Source organism: Buttiauxella gaviniae, assembly GCF_040786275.1.
GTDB lineage: Bacteria > Pseudomonadota > Gammaproteobacteria > Enterobacterales > Enterobacteriaceae > Buttiauxella > Buttiauxella gaviniae_A.
The window spans coordinates 1738573-1755077 of sequence record NZ_JBFMVT010000002.1 but is presented as its reverse complement, the minus strand read 5'-3'; the positions used below and the strand labels follow the sequence as shown (position 1 = coordinate 1755077).

Below are 16505 nucleotides of genomic sequence, written 5' to 3'. Positions count from 1 at the left end.
CCTACGAACCGGGATTTTGTAGGTCGGGTAAGCGCTAGCGCCACCCGACTTTTTTATTTCTTCCGCAATAACCGCAAAGCATTCGCCGTAACCAATGCCGTCGCACCAGAATCGGCGAGTACCGCAAGCCACAGGCCGGTTATCCCCAAAAGCGTGGTGACCAGGAAAATCCCTTTCAGACCCAGCGCGATAGTGATGTTCTGGCGAATATTATTATGCGTTGCTCGCGCCAGACTTATCATGCCCGCCAATTCTGTCAGGCGGTTGTGGGTCAGCGCTGCGTCTGCGGTTTCGAGCGCCACATCGGTGCCGCTGCCCATTGCGATACCAATCGTTGCGGCTTTCATGGCTGGTGCATCGTTGATGCCGTCGCCAACCATCGCCAGCGGCGAGCGGGCGTTAAGCTCATTTACCGCGCTGACTTTATCTGCAGGCAGCAGGCTGGCGCGATAATCCATCCCTAATTCTTGGGCGATTGCCGCGGCTGCACGTGGGTTATCGCCGGTAAGCATCACGCTTTGCACACCAATATTATGCAGGGCCGAAACTGCCTGTCTGGCATCATTGCGCAGCGTATCACGCAGGGCGAGAACGCCGAGCAACTGGTTTTGCTGCACCACGGCAATCACCGTCTGGCCTTCGGCTTCAAGCTGATTGATTCGCTGCTGCCATGTTGTGTTGAGAATATTATCCGCGAGTTTGCCCGGCGCACTTAATAGCAATGTTTCACCGTTGATAATTGCCTCTACCCCAATACCCGCGAGCGCCCGATGTGCGCTGGTGGCGGGCAGCGTCAGGCTGCGGTTTTGTGCTTCACGCACAATGGCTTGCGCCAGTGGATGCGACGAACCCAATTCCGCGGCTGCGGCTCTTGCCAGCAGTTCGTTTTCTGCAAGTTCACCCTCCACCTCAATGGTTGTGACCTGCGGTTTGCCCGCCGTTAACGTGCCGGTTTTATCGAAAGCGATGTGCTGAATTTTACCGAGGCGCTCAAGTGCTGCTCCGCCCTTAATTAATGCGCCACGGCGGGCCGCTGCTGCAAGTCCTGAGGTAATTGCTGCTGGAGTGGAAATCACCAACGCGCATGGGCAGCCAATCAGTAACAGCGCCAGACCTTTGTAGATCCACTCGCCCCAGCTTTGCCCAAAGAATAGAGGTGGGATAACGGCTGCCAGCAGGGCAATCGCCATAATAATCGGCGTGTAAATCCGGCTGAATCGGTCGATAAAACGTTCAATTGGGGCGCGACGTTCGTCCGCTTCTTCAATCAAACGCAGGATGCGATCGATGGCGCTGTCGCCCGGCTCGGAAATGACTTCGAGCTGCACCAGTCTGTCGACGCTGGTGCTTCCCGCCGGGACTTTTTCGTCTAATTGGCGCTCAACCGGAATGGATTCACCGGTTAGTGCGCTCTCATCAAAGCTGGCGAAAGGCGTTAACAGCTTACCATCAGCAGGCAAACGCCCGCCCGCCGCCACTTCGATAACATCGCCTGGGCGTAAATCTGCGAGGGCGATAGTTTCACGTTCACCGTTGCGTATGCGGGTAGCGACCTCAGGTTTTAGCGCCATTAATGCGCTTACGCTACGGCGCGCGCGGCTGGCGGCGTAGGATTCTAAGCGTTCACCAATTAAGAACAGCAGCAGCACCATCGCCGCTTCGGCGGTTGCACCAATAAATAGTGCGCCAATGGCGGCCACGCTCATCAGCGTTTCAATGGCAAACCAGTTACCGCTGCGCATCAGGCGCACGGCCTGGCGGGCTATCGGCCACAGGCCAACCAGAGTGGTGGCGATAAACGCCATATTGCCAAACGGGTGGTTAAATTGCTCGAGTCCCCAGCTCAGCGCCATCATCACGATAAGCCCAATGAGCGGTAAATTTTCGCTCAGAGATGATGTTTTTGGCGCGGGAGTCGCGCTATTTCTCAGAGTGTATCCCGCCGCTTTAACGGCTTTTTCGACGTCATCACGAATATCGCGTTCCGCCGTCACCAGCAGCTTTTCAGTGGTGAACAGCACCTGAACGCGCTGCACATCGGCAATTTGTTTTACCGCATTTTCAACTTTGCGGGCGCAGGCTGCGCAATCCATGCCATCAACCAGCCAGCTATAACGCTCGCCGGTATCCGTAATGGTTTCTGTTTCCACGGGTGGCACGGCTTCGCCACAGCAATCTTTACCGTGGCATGCGTCGGTTTTTATCGGCAACGGACTGAGCTTTGCCTTAGCAAATTGCGGTGGTTTTGGGGAGTTGAGCATGTGCCCTCCTGGGTAATGATAATGTTCTCATTACCCATGTTACTCTCTGGAGTTGACTCCAGAGTCAAGAGGGAAATTTCTGGTGGATGTCGCTGTCGCTAATCCACCCTACACATGCAGAAAAGAACAGTTTCGTAGGTCGGATTAGCGTTGCGACATCCGACATGATTTTTCATCAGATATACAGCGCGCGAACAATCATAAAGTGTCCGGCAAAATAGCAGGCTGCGGCGATAGCGCTGTCGCCTGTGAAGCGGCGGCGGTAATGGCTACCCAGCCAGACAATGTTGCCTAAAAGCAGAAGCGTGGCGCCGATAAATGCCGAGAAGTTTGGCCGCGTAGGCAGATAGAAATAGAGCTCGCCCGCCAGCCACACCATCACCAGCGTCATGCCGATAAACGTTAGAATCGGCCAGCGGAAGGTTTCAAGACGCGTCCAGATTACCGCGACGAGGGCTGCGCCAACAATCAGCAAAATCAGCGGTAAAGGCCAGAAGAAACTGAAGGTCATCTGGCTTGCAAAATAGAGCGTATACAGGAGATGTGAGAGGAAGAACGCCCCAATGGCGTACAGCAGGCGCTGGGTTGGCAGCAGGGTTAGCGCATCTCCGAGCAGCGTTGCCAGCAGACCCGCGACAATCAAATAGCCCGTTGCGTTGAACATCGGTGCTTGCCAGGCCAGCAGTAGCAAAAGCAGAAGAGTGACCGGCTTGAAAACCCAGCGCTGCCACGTAGGCCCACGGTAGGAGGCATCAACATACAGCCATCCGGAGAAGAATACGGCGATGAAAGACCAGAGCATGGCGGTTCCCTTTTCCTACTCTTCATCCTTCGAGCCGCAGGGATATTGGGGCCAGCGCAAGCGCTGTTCAAAAGGTAGAAACCTTTTGTCCTGCAACTCGAATGCTAAAGAATATTGAATTAAATTTATCGTACTTAAAGCACGACACTATTGTCAGTCTAGTGGTTAACGTCGATAGATGACAACGCCACGACGTGCAGGGTATTCTTAAAAGTGCCTGACAAATCGAGATAAATCTATGAGTAAAATGCCATTTTTCTTCATCGCCGTTGTTGCGATAATCGTCGTGGCCGCATCGTTTCGCTTTGCGCAGCAGCGCCGCCAGAATGCGGAAAATGACGCAGCACCGATGATGCAACGAAGCGTGCAGGTGGCGACGAAACGCGAAACGCCGGGTAACGATCGCCGGTCACGACAAAGGCAAGTCACCCCGGTTGAAGATACGATGCGCTATGAGATTTGGTTTCGCCCACAAAGCGGCGGGCTGGAACTGAAAATGCGTGTGACGCCTGAGGTTTATCACTCGATGAGTGTCGGTGACAAAGGCACATTGCAGTATAAGGGGACGCGCTTTGTCGGCTTCATCCCCGAATGATTTTATTTGCCCTGGCGGAGTTTTTTCTGCCAGACCAGCAGTTCAAATACCCCAAAGACAAAGATCTTAATCTGTTGAGCGCGGCTTAGCGGCGGGCTCTCTTTTGGCTGAGTCGATTTCAGCAACGCTAATTGCATGCCGTGCATCAACACCATAAAGATCAGCGCGACGTTAATGAAGATATTCAGCGGGCGCGGAAACGGGTGGAAAATATTCAGTAACAAAAATGCCCAGACGCCGAGCATCAGTAAACGGCCTAGATTAATCAGCATGACGTCGCTCCTTAAACTTCACGATTAAATAAACGGTAAGCAACCTGGCCCGCGACTTTTTCACGATGTAGCGACCAGCTTGTGGGCACCGCAGGCATGCCGTTTTCAACTTCGCTTTCGACGTAAATCAGCGCGTCGTTTGCCAGCCACCCGTTGTTTTCCAGCAGCGCCAGCGTCTCATCCAGCAAACCTTTACGGAAGGGCGGGTCTACAAACACGATGGAATGCGGCTCGCCAGGTTGCGCGAGGAAATTCAGCGTATTGGTGTTCACGACTTTTCCGTTATTGGCTTTTAGCGTGGCGAGATTTTTTTGCAATTGTTGAGAAACGTTGCGATCCATCTCCAGCAATGTGGCGCGGGTGGCGTAACGCGATAAGGCCTCGAGCCCCAGCGCACCGCTTCCGGCAAAGCAGTCCAGCACCGTGGCATCGACCATCGACGGGGCCAGCCAGTTAAACAGGGTTTCGCGAACCCTATCGGTAGTAGGGCGCAGGCCTGGGCTATCCGGGACGGGCAGTTTACGGCCGCGCCACTGACCACCAATAATACGGATCTGGCCGGTGCCAGTAGATTGCGGTTTTTTCATGAGACTCACTGCGATGCAATTTCTTGCCGTCTAGTGTAACGGTGTGTGTAAAGCGGGGAAAGTGATAGACTAACGTATTCATTCGATAATTATTTTCAGTGCCCGTGGCAAGCTCAATCGGGCCTGTGCCATGAATTAACAGCGAGGAGTGTGTTCGCAAATGGCGAAAGAGAAAAAACGTGGCTTTTTTTCATGGCTAGGCTTTGGCCAGAAAGAGCAGGCTTCTGAACAAGAACCAGAACAAAAAGTAGCAGAAGAACAATCGGTTGCGGAAGAAGTTGTTGAACAGGTTATTGAAGCTGAACAACCGCAGGCGGCTGTAGAATCCTCACAGCCTGAAGAAGCGAAGCCAGAAGTTCTGACTGAAGACGCTGAGCCTGTTGTGCTTGATAAGCGCGAAGAGCCTGAAGCATTTGCCGCTGACATCGTAGAAGTGAGTGAAAAACTTGCGGAAAGCGAAGCGGCGACGGTCGAGCCTGACGTTCTTCCTGAATCAGAACCTGAAATTACCGCCCCCGTTGCCGTTGAACACGAAGAGTTGCCGGTTCCGGAAGAAGTGACGCCAGAATCCGTGGAGCCAGAAGAGTGGCAGCCGGAACAAGAAGCGGTTATCGCTGAAACTGAAACGGTTGTTGAACCTGAAGAAGTGGCAGTCGCTCCGGTAGAAGACGTTGTTGTAGAAGAGATTGTCGTTGAAGAAACGCCTGTCGAAGAACCGGTTATTGAAGAATCGGTTGTAGAAGAACCGTTAGAAGTCGAGCCTGTTGCTGCTGTCGTTGAAGAAACGCCGGTGGAACCTGAGGCGGTTGAAGAGGCGCAGCAAGAACAAGAGCGCCCAACCAAAGAAGGTTTCTTCGCCCGCCTTAAACGCAGCTTAATTAAGACCAAACAGAACCTCGGTTCCGGATTTATCAGTCTATTCCGCGGCAAAAAAATCGACGATGATCTGTTTGAAGAGCTTGAAGAGCAACTGCTCATTGCCGATGTTGGTGTCGAAACCACGCGCAAAATCATCACCAATCTGACAGAAGGCGCAAGCCGCAAAGAGCTGCGTGATGCAGAAGCGTTATACGGTCTGCTGAAAGAAGAGATGGGCGAAATCCTGGCGAAAGTCGATGAGCCGCTGAAAGTGGAAGGCAAAACGCCATTCGTTATCCTGATGGTAGGTGTTAACGGCGTAGGTAAAACCACCACCATTGGCAAACTGGCGCGTCAGTTCCAGCAGGAAGGTAAATCGGTAATGCTGGCGGCGGGCGATACGTTCCGTGCGGCGGCGGTAGAACAATTGCAGGTGTGGGGCCAGCGCAACAATATTCCTGTTGTCGCTCAGCACACCGGCGCGGATTCTGCGTCAGTGATTTTCGATGCGATTCAGGCGGCAAAAGCACGTAATGTCGACGTTCTTCTGGCAGATACCGCCGGGCGTTTGCAAAACAAAGCGCACCTGATGGAAGAGCTGAAGAAAATCGTCCGTGTGATGAAAAAACTGGATGTCGATGCGCCGCATGAAGTTATGCTCACTATTGATGCCAGCACGGGTCAGAACGCGATTAGCCAGGCTAAATTGTTCCATGAAGCCGTGGGACTAACAGGCATTACGCTGACTAAACTGGATGGTACAGCCAAAGGCGGCGTGATTTTCTCCGTGGCCGATCAGTTTGGTATTCCGATTCGCTACATTGGCGTCGGCGAGCGTATTGAGGACTTGCGTCCGTTTAATGCGGGCGATTTTATTGAGGCACTTTTTGCCCGAGAGGATTAACCATGATTCGCTTTGAACACGTTAGTAAGGCCTATCTCGGCGGGAGACAAGCGTTGCAGGGAGTCACCTTCCATATGCAACCAGGCGAGATGGCTTTTCTGACCGGTCACTCAGGAGCCGGGAAAAGTACCCTGCTCAAGCTAATCTGCGGTATTGAGCGGCCAAGTGCCGGAAAAATCTCTTTTAGCGGCCATGATATTAGCCGCCTCAAGAGCCGTGAAGTGCCGTTCCTGCGCCGCCAGATTGGCATGATCTTCCAGGATCACCATCTGTTGATGGACAGAACCGTCTATGACAACGTGGCGATTCCGCTGATTATCGCGGGGGCAAGTGGGGAAGACATTCGCCGTCGTGTTTCCGCGGCGCTGGATAAAGTCGGCCTGCTCGATAAAGCGAAAAATTTCCCGATCCAACTCTCCGGCGGTGAGCAGCAGCGCGTGGGTATCGCCCGTGCAGTGGTGAACAAGCCTGCTGTACTGCTGGCAGATGAACCAACCGGTAACCTCGATGATGCGCTCTCGGAAGGGATTTTGCGTCTGTTCGAGGAATTTAACCGTGTTGGCGTAACGGTTCTGATGGCAACGCACGACATGGGGCTTATCTCCCGCCGTAATTATCGCATGTTGACGTTAAGTGATGGCCATTTGCATGGAGGCCTGGCAGGTGAATAAACGCAGCGCGCTCAACCACATTAAGCGCTTCAGCAATAAGCTGGATAAAATCAACTCGCTGAATAAGTTAGGGGATTTAGGCCGCTCGGTGAAAAAACGCGGCAAAGGGCCTCAGTCGAAAAGCAAATCTCTCAAAGGCGGCGTGAACGAACAGTTCCGTTACGCCTGGCAGGGCGCTGTACAAGATTTGCGTAGCAAGCCATTAGCCACGTTCCTGACGGTAATGGTTATCGCCATTTCTCTGACGCTGCCGAGCGTGTGCTACATGGTTTACAAGAACGTGAACCAGGCTGCCACACAATATTATCCTTCGCCGCAAATCACCGTTTACCTCGACAAAGCGCTGGATGACAACGCCGCTCAACAAGTGGTGGGGGCGATTCAGGCCGAAGAGGGCGTCGATAAAGTTAACTACCTTTCCCGTGACGAAGCGCTGGGTGAATTCCGCAACTGGTCCGGCTTTGGCGGCGCGTTGGATATGCTGGAAGAGAACCCGTTACCTGCGGTTGCCGTAGTTAACCCGAAACTTGATTTCCAGAGTACCGATCACTTGAACACTCTGCGCGACCGTGTGGCGCGGATTAACGGCGTAGACGAAGTGCGTATGGACGATAGTTGGTTTGCGCGTCTCGCTTCGCTGACCGGTCTTGTGGGCCGCGTTGCTGCGATGATTGGCGTTTTGATGGTTGCCGCGGTGTTCCTGGTCATCGGTAACAGCGTGCGTCTGAGTATTTTCGCCCGTCGCGATACCATCAACGTGCAAAAACTGATTGGCGCAACGGATGGATTTATTCTGCGTCCGTTCTTGTACGGCGGCGCGCTGTTAGGTTTTAGCGGTGCATTTTTATCGCTGATCCTCTCGGAAATTCTGGTGCTGCGCTTATCGTCCGCGGTGACTGAAGTGGCGCAGGTGTTTGGCACTAAGTTCGATCTAACTGGCTTAGGTTTCGATGAATGCCTGCTTCTGCTGCTGGTGGCGTCGATGAGCGGCTGGCTGGCGGCATGGATCGCAACTGTGCAACATTTACGTCGATTTACCCCAGAGTAAAATTTTTTTGATATACTTGTTCCCTGCTACGAAGTACCCGTCAGCAGGGGACACGTTCCCACCTCGGTAAGCGTTTCTCCTGCCCAGTTTCATAGCTCTGTCACATTTTGTGTGCAATCTATGCACAGCTTTACAGTGAACTTGTGGATAACATCACTGTCTGAGTTTACTGTGAGTGGTACGGTTTGGCGCTTGACGTGGAGTCAGGTGCAGCATGGTGTAGCAACCTGTACGTTAGTCTCTAAGAGAGGGTTTGAATGACCAAAGAAATGCAAAATTTAGCTTTAGCCCCTGTTGGTAACCTGGAATCTTATATCCGGGCCGCTAACTCCTGGCCGATGTTGACGGCTGAGGAAGAGAAGGAGCTGGCTGAAAAGCTGCATTACCAGGGCGATCTGGAAGCAGCGAAAAGGCTGATCCTGTCTCACCTGCGCTTTGTTGTTCATATCGCTCGTAATTACTCGGGCTATGGCTTGCCGCAGGCTGACCTGATTCAGGAAGGTAATATCGGCCTGATGAAGGCTGTGCGCCGCTTTAACCCTGAAGTGGGTGTCCGTCTGGTGTCGTTCGCCGTGCACTGGATTAAAGCTGAAATTCACGAATACGTGCTGCGTAACTGGCGTATTGTGAAAGTGGCTACCACCAAAGCACAACGTAAGTTGTTCTTTAACCTGCGCAAAACGAAGCAGCGCTTGGGTTGGTTCAACCAGGACGAAGTGGAAATGGTTGCCAACGAGCTGGGTGTTTCCAGCAAAGATGTCCGTGAAATGGAATCTCGCATGGCGGCGCAGGACATGACGTTTGACATGGGCAACGACGACGATTCTGACAGCGCGCCAATGGCTCCAGTGCTGTTCTTGCAGGATAAGTCATCTAACTTTGCCGACGGCATTGAAGACGACAACTGGGAATCGCATGCGGCTGATAAACTCAGCGACGCCATGTTGGGTCTGGACGAGCGCAGCCAGGATATTATCCGCGCCCGCTGGCTCGACGAAGAGAACAAAAGCACGCTGCAAGAACTGGCCGATCGCTACGGCGTTTCCGCAGAGCGTGTGCGTCAGCTGGAAAAAAATGCGATGAAAAAACTGCGCATGGCTATCGAAGCGTAAGTTACTCAGCAAGATACAAAAAAACCGCCTTTCGGGGCGGTTTTTTTATGCCTGTCACTTTCCTGTTCATCTTGTGAAAAAATTGTTATTCCAAAAACCGCAAATTCGGGTATGTTTTTAGCACTGGATGCGGTGAAGGCACACGCGGTATTCGTAAATCAAAAATAAAATCGTGCCAAAACAACACAACAAATACCAATCACAACAAGAATGGGGATCCTCAGGATGAAAATGACGGGCAAAGCGTTATTGGCTGGTTGTATTGCACTTGCGATGAGCAACGCAGCATTTGCTAAGGATATCAAAGTCGCGGTCGTAGGGGCGATGTCTGGCCCGGTTGCACAATATGGCGACCAGGAATTTACCGGTGCAGAACAAGCGGTTGCCGATATTAATGCCAAAGGCGGCATCAAAGGCGACAAACTGGTTATCACGAAATATGACGATGCGTGTGACCCAAAACAAGCCGTAGCGGTTGCCAACAAAGTGGTTAACGATGGCGTCAAATACGTTATCGGCCACCTCTGTTCTTCTTCCACTCAGCCTGCGTCTGACATCTACGAAGACGAAGGTATTCTGATGATCACCCCTGCGGCAACTGCTCCAGAGCTGACCGCGCGTGGTTACAAACTGACAATGCGTACCACTGGCCTGGACTCAGACCAGGGTCCAACCGCGGCAAAATACATCCTTGATCATGTAAAACCGAAAAACATCGCGGTGATTCATGACAAACAACAGTACGGCGAAGGCCTGGCGCGCTCCGTTCAGGACAACCTGAAAAAAGGCGGCGCGAACGTAGTGTTCTTTGACGGTATCACCGCAGGCGAGAAAGATTTCTCCACGCTGGTGGCGCGTCTGAAGAAAGAAAACATCGACTTCGTATACTACGGTGGCTACCACCCGGAAATGGGCCAGATCCTGCGCCAGTCACGTGCTGCGGGTCTGAAAACTCAGTTCATGGGGCCAGAAGGTGTGGCGAACGTCTCTTTGTCTAACATTGCCGGCGAATCTGCGGAAGGGCTGTTAGTGACTAAGCCGAAGAACTATGACCAGGTTCCTGCTAACAAACCTGTTGTCGATGCCATCAAAGCGAAGAAACAAGATCCAAGCGGGGCGTTTGTCTGGACCACCTACGCTGCGCTGCAATCACTGGCGGCGGGTCTGAACAAGTCAGAAGATCCTGCTGAAATTGCTAAATATCTGAAAGGCGCAATGGTGGAAACCGTAATGGGGCCGTTGAGCTGGGATGAGAAGGGCGATCTGAAAGGCTTCGAGTTTGGCGTGTTTACCTGGCATGCCAACGGTACAGCGACAGACGCCAAGTAAAGTGTCGTGAACAAATGACCCCCTCCCAGCCTCCCCCTTGTCAGGTGGAGGAGTTAACTGCTCCCTCCCCTTATCAGGTGGAGGGGTTAACTGCTCTCTCCCCTTGTCAGGGAGGAGTTAAATGCTCCCTCCCCTGGAAAGGGGAGGGTTGGGGTGGGGTCCGAACCGGGTTCTGGCGACAACTTACCAGTGCCTTAATTCTTCCTCCAGCCACCATCCCGCGCTTCAAACCCAACCGCCAGCATAAACGCTGTCATAACCGCGCGGTCTTCCACGCCGACATCTGCCATCCACCACCCGGTAATCTCCGGATTATCACGAATCACTTCTTCTACTAAATACTGCCCTACGCCACGGCGACGGGTAATTTCGCGTACCCGTAGCGAATCCAACGCGCCTTGCGTATCGGCAAGCGTAACGCGAACCGCGCCCAACAGCCTGTCGTTAAATTTTGCGGCGTAAATTCGGTGAGTATCACTAAGTGCGAGTGAGGCGCTGGAATATTCCGGCCAGATCTTAGCAAGATCGATCTCATCCTGAGCACTACACTCAAACAGACGAATGATGGTGAGTTTCATAAGCGAGCTAACCAAAAAGCGGGAAAACCCCGAGTGTAACCAATTTATTTGCGTCAGACGCTTTATCTTTTATCTGCCATAAACCAGGTGATTAGTTTTTGTGGAAAACATAACCCAGTTCTATCAGCGTCAGATTGAAAGTTGTTCAGTATAAAACCCTAAAACCTAGTGATTTATTCCGCTCTTTGTATCGCTATTTTATGCTGAAAAAGCTGCTTTTTTTTGTTTAACTCTTAGCAAATACAGAATAATATCTTTGCTTAATAGCCTGAAAAATAGAGAGTTTAGCCTTAAAAATTGTAAATTTTAGCGCTAAGCCCTTAAAGGCACTCATAAAAATGGTTAAAGGTTAAAAAATGCTCAGTGCGCTTTTTAACCATAATAAAACCACAAAAATCACGAACAGGAATGGGATCTATGAAAATGAACGCGAAGACATTACTCGCCGGGATCGTTGCTTTGGCGGTGTCTCACGCGGCAACCGCGGCAGATATCAAAGTTGCGGTTGTTGGTGCCATGTCGGGTCCGGTTGCGCAGTGGGGTGACATGGAATTCAACGGCGCACGTCAGGCAATCAAAGACATCAACGCCAAAGGCGGTATCAAAGGCGACAAATTGGTTGCGGTTGAATACGACGACGCTTGTGATCCAAAACAAGCTGTAGCGGTCGCCAACAAAATCGTTAACGACGGTGTGCGCTATGTTATCGGCCACCTGTGCTCTTCTTCTACTCAGCCTGCGTCTGACATCTACGAAGATGAAGGCATCCTGATGATCACCCCTGGCGCTACTAACCCAGAGCTGACAAGCCGTGGCTACAAAATGATTATGCGCACCGCAGGCCTGGACTCCTCCCAGGGCCCAACCGCGTCTAAATACATTCTTGAGCACGTTAAGCCGCAGCGTATCGCGATCATTCATGACAAACAGCAGTACGGCGAAGGTCTTGCGCGTTCTGTGCAAGACGGCCTGAAAAAAGCGGGTGCGAATATCGTCTTCTTCGACGGTATCACCGCAGGCGATAAAGACTTCTCTACGCTGGTTGCGCGTCTGCAAAAAGAAAATATCGATTTCGCCTACTACGGTGGCTACTACCCGGAAATGGGCCAGATCCTGCGCCAGGCGCGTGCTGTCGGCCTGAAAACGCAGTTCATGGGCCCGGAAGGCGTAGGTAACGCCTCTCTGTCCAACATTGCGGGTGCGGCGGGCGAAGGCATGTTAGTGACAATGCCAAAACGCTATGACCAGGACCCGGCGAACAAAGCTATCGTTGACGAACTGAAAGCACAGAAAAAAGATCCAAGTGGCCCATATGTGTGGATCACTTACGCAGCCGTGCAATCTCTGGCAACAGCCCTTGAGCGCAGCGGCAGCGAAGAACCCGCTGATTTAGTAAAAGATTTGAAAGCAAACGGTGCGAAAACCGTGATTGGGCCGCTGAACTGGGATGAGAAAGGCGATCTGAAGGGATTTGAATTTGGTGTCTTCCAGTGGCATGCCGACGGCTCCTCTTCTGTAGCTAAATAAGTAGAACCGGCAGTTCTGGGTCACCCTTCCTCTCCGGCGGCTATGCGTCGGAGAGGGTATAAATAAGGTTATTGTATGTCCGAGCAGTTCCTCTACTTCCTGCAACAGATGTTTAACGGCGTCACGCTGGGCAGTACTTACGCGCTGATTGCCATCGGTTACACCATGGTTTACGGCATTATCGGCATGATCAACTTCGCCCATGGCGAGGTGTATATGATCGGCAGCTACGTCTCGTTTATGATCATCGCAGCGCTGATGATGTTAGGCATTGATGTGGGCTGGATGCTGGTGGGAGCCGGTTTCATTGGCGCAATAATCATCGCAAGTGCCTACGGCTGGAGTATCGAACGCGTGGCCTACAAGCCGGTGCGTAACTCTAAACGCCTGATTGCCCTGATCTCTGCCATCGGGATGTCCATCTTCTTGCAAAACTACGTCAGCCTTACTGAAGGTTCGCGCGATATCGCACTGCCGAGCCTGTTCAACGGCCAGTGGGTCGTGGGGGCCAGCGAAAGTTTCACGGCAACCATTACGACTATGCAGTTGGTCATTTGGGTCGTGACGTTCCTGGCCATGCTGGCGTTGACGCTGTTCATTCGCTACTCCCGCATGGGGCGCGCTTGCCGTGCCTGTGCAGAAGATTTGAAAATGGCGAGCCTGCTCGGGATTAATACCGACCGCGTTATCTCTCTGACGTTTGTGATTGGTGCGGCAATGGCCGCCGTTGCGGGCGTCTTGCTCGGCCAGTTCTACGGCGTTATCAACCCATACATCGGCTTTATGGCAGGTATGAAGGCCTTTACCGCAGCGGTTCTCGGCGGCATTGGCAGCATCCCTGGTGCGATGATTGGCGGCCTGATTCTGGGCGTGGCAGAAGCGCTGACCTCGGCGTATCTGAGCACTGAATATAAAGATGTTGTCTCCTTTGCACTGCTCATCGTGGTTCTGTTGGTGATGCCAACCGGTATCCTGGGCCGTCCGGAGGTAGAAAAAGTATGAAACCGATGCATGTTGTTTTTGCGCTGCTTTCGGCGGCGATCTTTTTCGTGCTGGCGGGCGTCTTTATGGGCGTGCAGCTCAGCCTCGACGGGACGAAACTTGTTGTAAACAGCGCTGAATCCGTGCGCTGGGAATGGGTTCTGATTGGTACGGCGATTGTTTTCGTCTTCCAGTTATTGCGCCCTGCATTCCAGAAAGGCATGAAAAAAGTCTCCGGGCCGAAGTTTGTTCTGCCTGCGTTAGACGGTTCTACGCCGAAACAAAAGCTGTTCCTGCTGGCTTTGTTAGTGCTGGCCGTTGCCTGGCCGTTTATGGTTTCGCGCGGTACGGTAGATATCGCCACGCTGACCATGATCTACATTATTCTCGGTCTTGGCTTAAACGTTGTGGTGGGTTTGTCCGGCTTGCTGGTTCTGGGCTACGGCGGTTTCTACGCCATCGGCGCTTATACCTTCGCGCTGCTTAATCACTATTACGGCCTTGGATTCTGGACTTGCTTGCCGATTGCAGGCCTGGTTTCTGCGGCGGCGGGCTTCCTGCTTGGCTTCCCGGTGCTGCGTTTGCGCGGTGACTACCTGGCGATTGTGACGCTCGGCTTCGGGGAAATCGTGCGTATTCTGCTGCTCAACAACACCGAAATTACCGGTGGCCCGAACGGTATCAGCCAGATTCCAAAACCGACGCTGTTTGGTCTGGAGTTCAGCCGTAGCGCCCGTGAAGGGGGCTGGGATACGTTCAGCAACTTCTTTAACGTCGCTTATAACCCGGGCGATCGCATTATCTTCCTGTACCTGGTTGCGCTGCTGCTGGTGGTTCTGTCGCTGTTCGTGATTAACCGCCTGCTGCGTATGCCGCTGGGCCGTGCGTGGGAAGCGCTGCGTGAAGATGAAATCGCCTGCCGCTCGCTGGGCCTGAACCCAACGCGCATCAAACTGACCGCCTTTACTATCAGCGCCGCGTTTGCGGGCTTTGCCGGTACGCTGTTTGCCGCACGCCAGGGCTTTGTCAGCCCGGAATCGTTCACCTTCGCCGAATCAGCATTCGTACTGGCGATTGTGGTGCTGGGCGGAATGGGCTCGCAGTTTGCCGTTATCCTCGCCGCTATTCTGCTGGTGGTGTCGCGCGAATTAATGCGTGACCTGAATGAATACAGCATGTTGGTGCTCGGCGGCTTGATGGTGCTGATGATGATCTGGCGTCCGCAAGGTCTGCTGCCAATGACGCGTCCTCAGTTGAAGCTGAAGAAAGAACAAGTGGAACAAGTCAAAGGAGAGCGGGCATGAGTCAGCCATTGTTATCCGTAAACGGCCTGATGATGCGTTTCGGCGGCCTGCTCGCCGTGAACAACGTTTCCCTGGAGCTGCATCCACAAGAAATCGTCTCGTTAATCGGGCCAAACGGTGCCGGTAAAACGACAGTGTTTAACTGCCTGACCGGTTTCTACAAACCGACAGGCGGCACCATTTTACTGCGCGACCAGCATCTCGAAGGGTTGCCGGGGCAACAAATTGCACGCATGGGCGTGGTGCGTACTTTCCAGCACGTGCGTCTGTTCCGTGAAATGACCGTCATCGAAAACCTGCTGGTTGCTCAGCATATGCAACTGAAAACCGGCGTGTTCTCTGGCCTTCTGAAAACTCCGGGTTTCCGTCGTGCGCAAAGCGAAGCGCTGGACCGTGCGGCAACCTGGCTTGATCGTATTGGTCTGCTTGAGCAGGCTAACCGCCAGGCGAGCAACCTGGCGTATGGCGATCAGCGTCGCCTTGAAATCGCACGCTGCATGGTGACGCAGCCAGAAATCCTGATGCTGGACGAACCCGCCGCAGGCCTTAACCCGAAAGAAACGCATGAGCTTGATGAGCTGATCATGGAGCTGCGTAACCATCACAACACCACCGTGCTGTTAATCGAGCATGATATGAAACTGGTGATGGGCATTTCTGACCGGATCTACGTTGTGAACCAGGGAACCCCGTTGGCAAACGGTACGCCGGAGCAAATCCGCAATAACCCTGACGTAATCCGCGCCTATCTGGGAGAGGCATAAGATGGAAAATATCATGTTGTCCTTTGACCATGTGAGCGCTCATTACGGCAAAATCCAGGCGCTTCACGAGGTCAGCTTGCATATCAAACAGGGCGAAATCGTCACCCTGATTGGCGCGAACGGTGCAGGTAAAACCACGCTGCTCGGCACCTTGTGCGGCGACCCGCGCGCGTCCAGCGGCAAGATTACCTTCGATGGCAAAGACATTACCGACTGGCACACCGCGCGCATAATGCGTGAAGCGGTCGCGATTGTGCCGGAAGGCCGCCGCGTGTTTTCGCGTATGACCGTGGAAGAAAACCTGGCGATGGGCGGCTTCTTTGCCGAGCGCGACCAGTATCATGAGCGCATTAAACGCGTTTACGATCTGTTCCCGCGTCTGCATGAACGCCGTATTCAACGGGCGGGCACGATGTCCGGCGGTGAGCAGCAAATGCTGGCGATTGGCCGTGCGCTGATGAGCCAGCCGCGTCTGCTGCTGTTAGACGAACCGTCGCTCGGTCTTGCGCCGATTATCATCCAGCAGATTTTCGACACCATCGAACAACTGCGCAGCGAAGGCATGACCATCTTCCTGGTCGAGCAAAACGCCAACCAGGCGCTGAAACTCGCTGACCGCGGCTATGTGCTGGAAAACGGCCACGTGGTGCTGGAAGACACTGGCGACGCGTTGTTAGCTAATGAAGCGGTGCGTAGCGCCTATCTGGGCGGCTAATTTTACCTGCGGCGGATGGCGCTGCGCTTAACCGCCCTACGGTAGGTCGGATAAGCGTAAGCGCCATCCGACACTACAACATTCAATCTCACTGTCACCCCCTCGTCACGATCCTGTCACCTCTCGGTTATTTTTCTGTCATACGCGCATGTCATGTTTTGATGCGAACAAAAACGCGTATTTTCGCGCAGCTTAAA

General features: G+C 53.1%; 16 protein-coding genes. 11 read left to right on the top strand and 5 right to left on the bottom strand.

What is annotated here, in order from left to right; genetic code table 11:
* Positions 1 to 53: 53 nt before the first annotated feature.
* Together zntA and AB1E22_RS08805 are read right to left on the bottom strand one after the other, a co-directional pair.
* A complete protein-coding gene (gene zntA, locus AB1E22_RS08810; protein ID WP_367594990.1) occupies positions 54 to 2261 on the bottom strand; it encodes a Zn(II)/Cd(II)/Pb(II) translocating P-type ATPase ZntA in 2208 nt (735 codons plus the stop codon).
* A gap of 175 nt (positions 2262 to 2436) precedes the next feature.
* Positions 2437 to 3063 (bottom strand): lysoplasmalogenase, encoded by a 627-nt coding sequence (locus tag AB1E22_RS08805; RefSeq protein ID WP_367594989.1) that lies wholly within the window; start codon positions 3061 to 3063, stop codon positions 2437 to 2439.
* A 238-nt stretch (positions 3064 to 3301) separates the two neighbouring features.
* Between AB1E22_RS08805 and AB1E22_RS08800 the strand changes: the two genes are divergently transcribed.
* Entirely contained in the window at positions 3302 to 3658 is a 357-nt protein-coding gene (locus tag AB1E22_RS08800) for a DUF2500 domain-containing protein (protein ID WP_367594988.1), read from the top strand.
* 2 nt (positions 3659 to 3660) lie between these two features.
* Here AB1E22_RS08800 and AB1E22_RS08795 read toward each other — a convergent pair whose 3' ends face one another.
* Positions 3661 to 3930: a DUF1145 family protein gene (locus AB1E22_RS08795; protein ID WP_367594987.1), complete on the bottom strand. Its 270-nt coding sequence runs from the start codon at positions 3928 to 3930 to the stop codon at positions 3661 to 3663.
* 11 nt (positions 3931 to 3941) lie between these two features.
* Complete coding sequence (gene rsmD, locus AB1E22_RS08790) at positions 3942 to 4517, bottom strand: 16S rRNA (guanine(966)-N(2))-methyltransferase (RefSeq protein WP_367594986.1); 576 nt, start codon at positions 4515 to 4517, stop codon at positions 3942 to 3944.
* Positions 4518 to 4677: 160 nt separating this feature from the next.
* On the opposite strand from rsmD, the gene ftsY reads away from it, so the two are divergent.
* The 5 genes from ftsY to AB1E22_RS08765 all read left to right on the top strand — a co-directional run bounded on the left by ftsY (position 4678) and on the right by AB1E22_RS08765 (position 10439).
* Complete coding sequence (ftsY, locus tag AB1E22_RS08785; protein WP_367594985.1) at positions 4678 to 6279, top strand: signal recognition particle-docking protein FtsY; 1602 nt, start codon at positions 4678 to 4680, stop codon at positions 6277 to 6279.
* Positions 6280 to 6281: 2 nt separating this feature from the next.
* Entirely contained in the window at positions 6282 to 6950 is a 669-nt protein-coding gene (gene ftsE / locus AB1E22_RS08780; RefSeq protein ID WP_216375999.1) for a cell division ATP-binding protein FtsE, read from the top strand.
* Complete coding sequence (gene ftsX / locus AB1E22_RS08775; protein WP_367594984.1) at positions 6943 to 7998, top strand: permease-like cell division protein FtsX; 1056 nt, start codon at positions 6943 to 6945, stop codon at positions 7996 to 7998. The genes ftsE and ftsX overlap by 8 nt, the downstream gene beginning before the upstream one ends.
* A gap of 257 nt (positions 7999 to 8255) precedes the next feature.
* Positions 8256 to 9110, top strand: a complete 855-nt coding sequence (gene rpoH / locus AB1E22_RS08770) for an RNA polymerase sigma factor RpoH (RefSeq protein WP_034460519.1) — start codon at positions 8256 to 8258, stop codon at positions 9108 to 9110.
* 225 nt (positions 9111 to 9335) lie between these two features.
* Positions 9336 to 10439: a branched-chain amino acid ABC transporter substrate-binding protein gene (locus tag AB1E22_RS08765; protein WP_367594983.1), complete on the top strand. Its 1104-nt coding sequence runs from the start codon at positions 9336 to 9338 to the stop codon at positions 10437 to 10439.
* 194 nt (positions 10440 to 10633) lie between these two features.
* Here the strand turns inward: AB1E22_RS08765 and panM are convergent, their stop codons facing one another.
* Positions 10634 to 11017, bottom strand: coding sequence for an aspartate 1-decarboxylase autocleavage activator PanM (panM, locus tag AB1E22_RS08760; RefSeq protein WP_367594982.1), 384 nt, complete (start codon positions 11015 to 11017; stop codon positions 10634 to 10636).
* 417 nt (positions 11018 to 11434) lie between these two features.
* Between panM and livK the strand changes: the two genes are divergently transcribed.
* The 5 genes from livK to livF all read left to right on the top strand — a co-directional run bounded on the left by livK (position 11435) and on the right by livF (position 16308).
* A complete protein-coding gene (gene livK, locus AB1E22_RS08755; protein WP_367594981.1) occupies positions 11435 to 12544 on the top strand; it encodes a high-affinity branched-chain amino acid ABC transporter substrate-binding protein LivK in 1110 nt (369 codons plus the stop codon).
* Positions 12545 to 12619: 75 nt separating this feature from the next.
* Positions 12620 to 13546, top strand: coding sequence for a high-affinity branched-chain amino acid ABC transporter permease LivH (gene livH / locus AB1E22_RS08750; RefSeq protein WP_270142058.1), 927 nt, complete (start codon positions 12620 to 12622; stop codon positions 13544 to 13546).
* Entirely contained in the window at positions 13543 to 14829 is a 1287-nt protein-coding gene (locus AB1E22_RS08745; RefSeq protein WP_367594980.1) for a high-affinity branched-chain amino acid ABC transporter permease LivM, read from the top strand. The genes livH and AB1E22_RS08745 overlap by 4 nt, the downstream gene beginning before the upstream one ends.
* Positions 14826 to 15593: a high-affinity branched-chain amino acid ABC transporter ATP-binding protein LivG gene (gene livG, locus AB1E22_RS08740; protein ID WP_367594979.1), complete on the top strand. Its 768-nt coding sequence runs from the start codon at positions 14826 to 14828 to the stop codon at positions 15591 to 15593. Before AB1E22_RS08745 ends, livG begins: the two co-directional genes overlap by 4 nt.
* Before the next feature lies 1 nt (position 15594).
* Entirely contained in the window at positions 15595 to 16308 is a 714-nt protein-coding gene (gene livF / locus AB1E22_RS08735; RefSeq protein WP_367594978.1) for a high-affinity branched-chain amino acid ABC transporter ATP-binding protein LivF, read from the top strand.
* Positions 16309 to 16505: the final 197 nt, after the last annotated feature.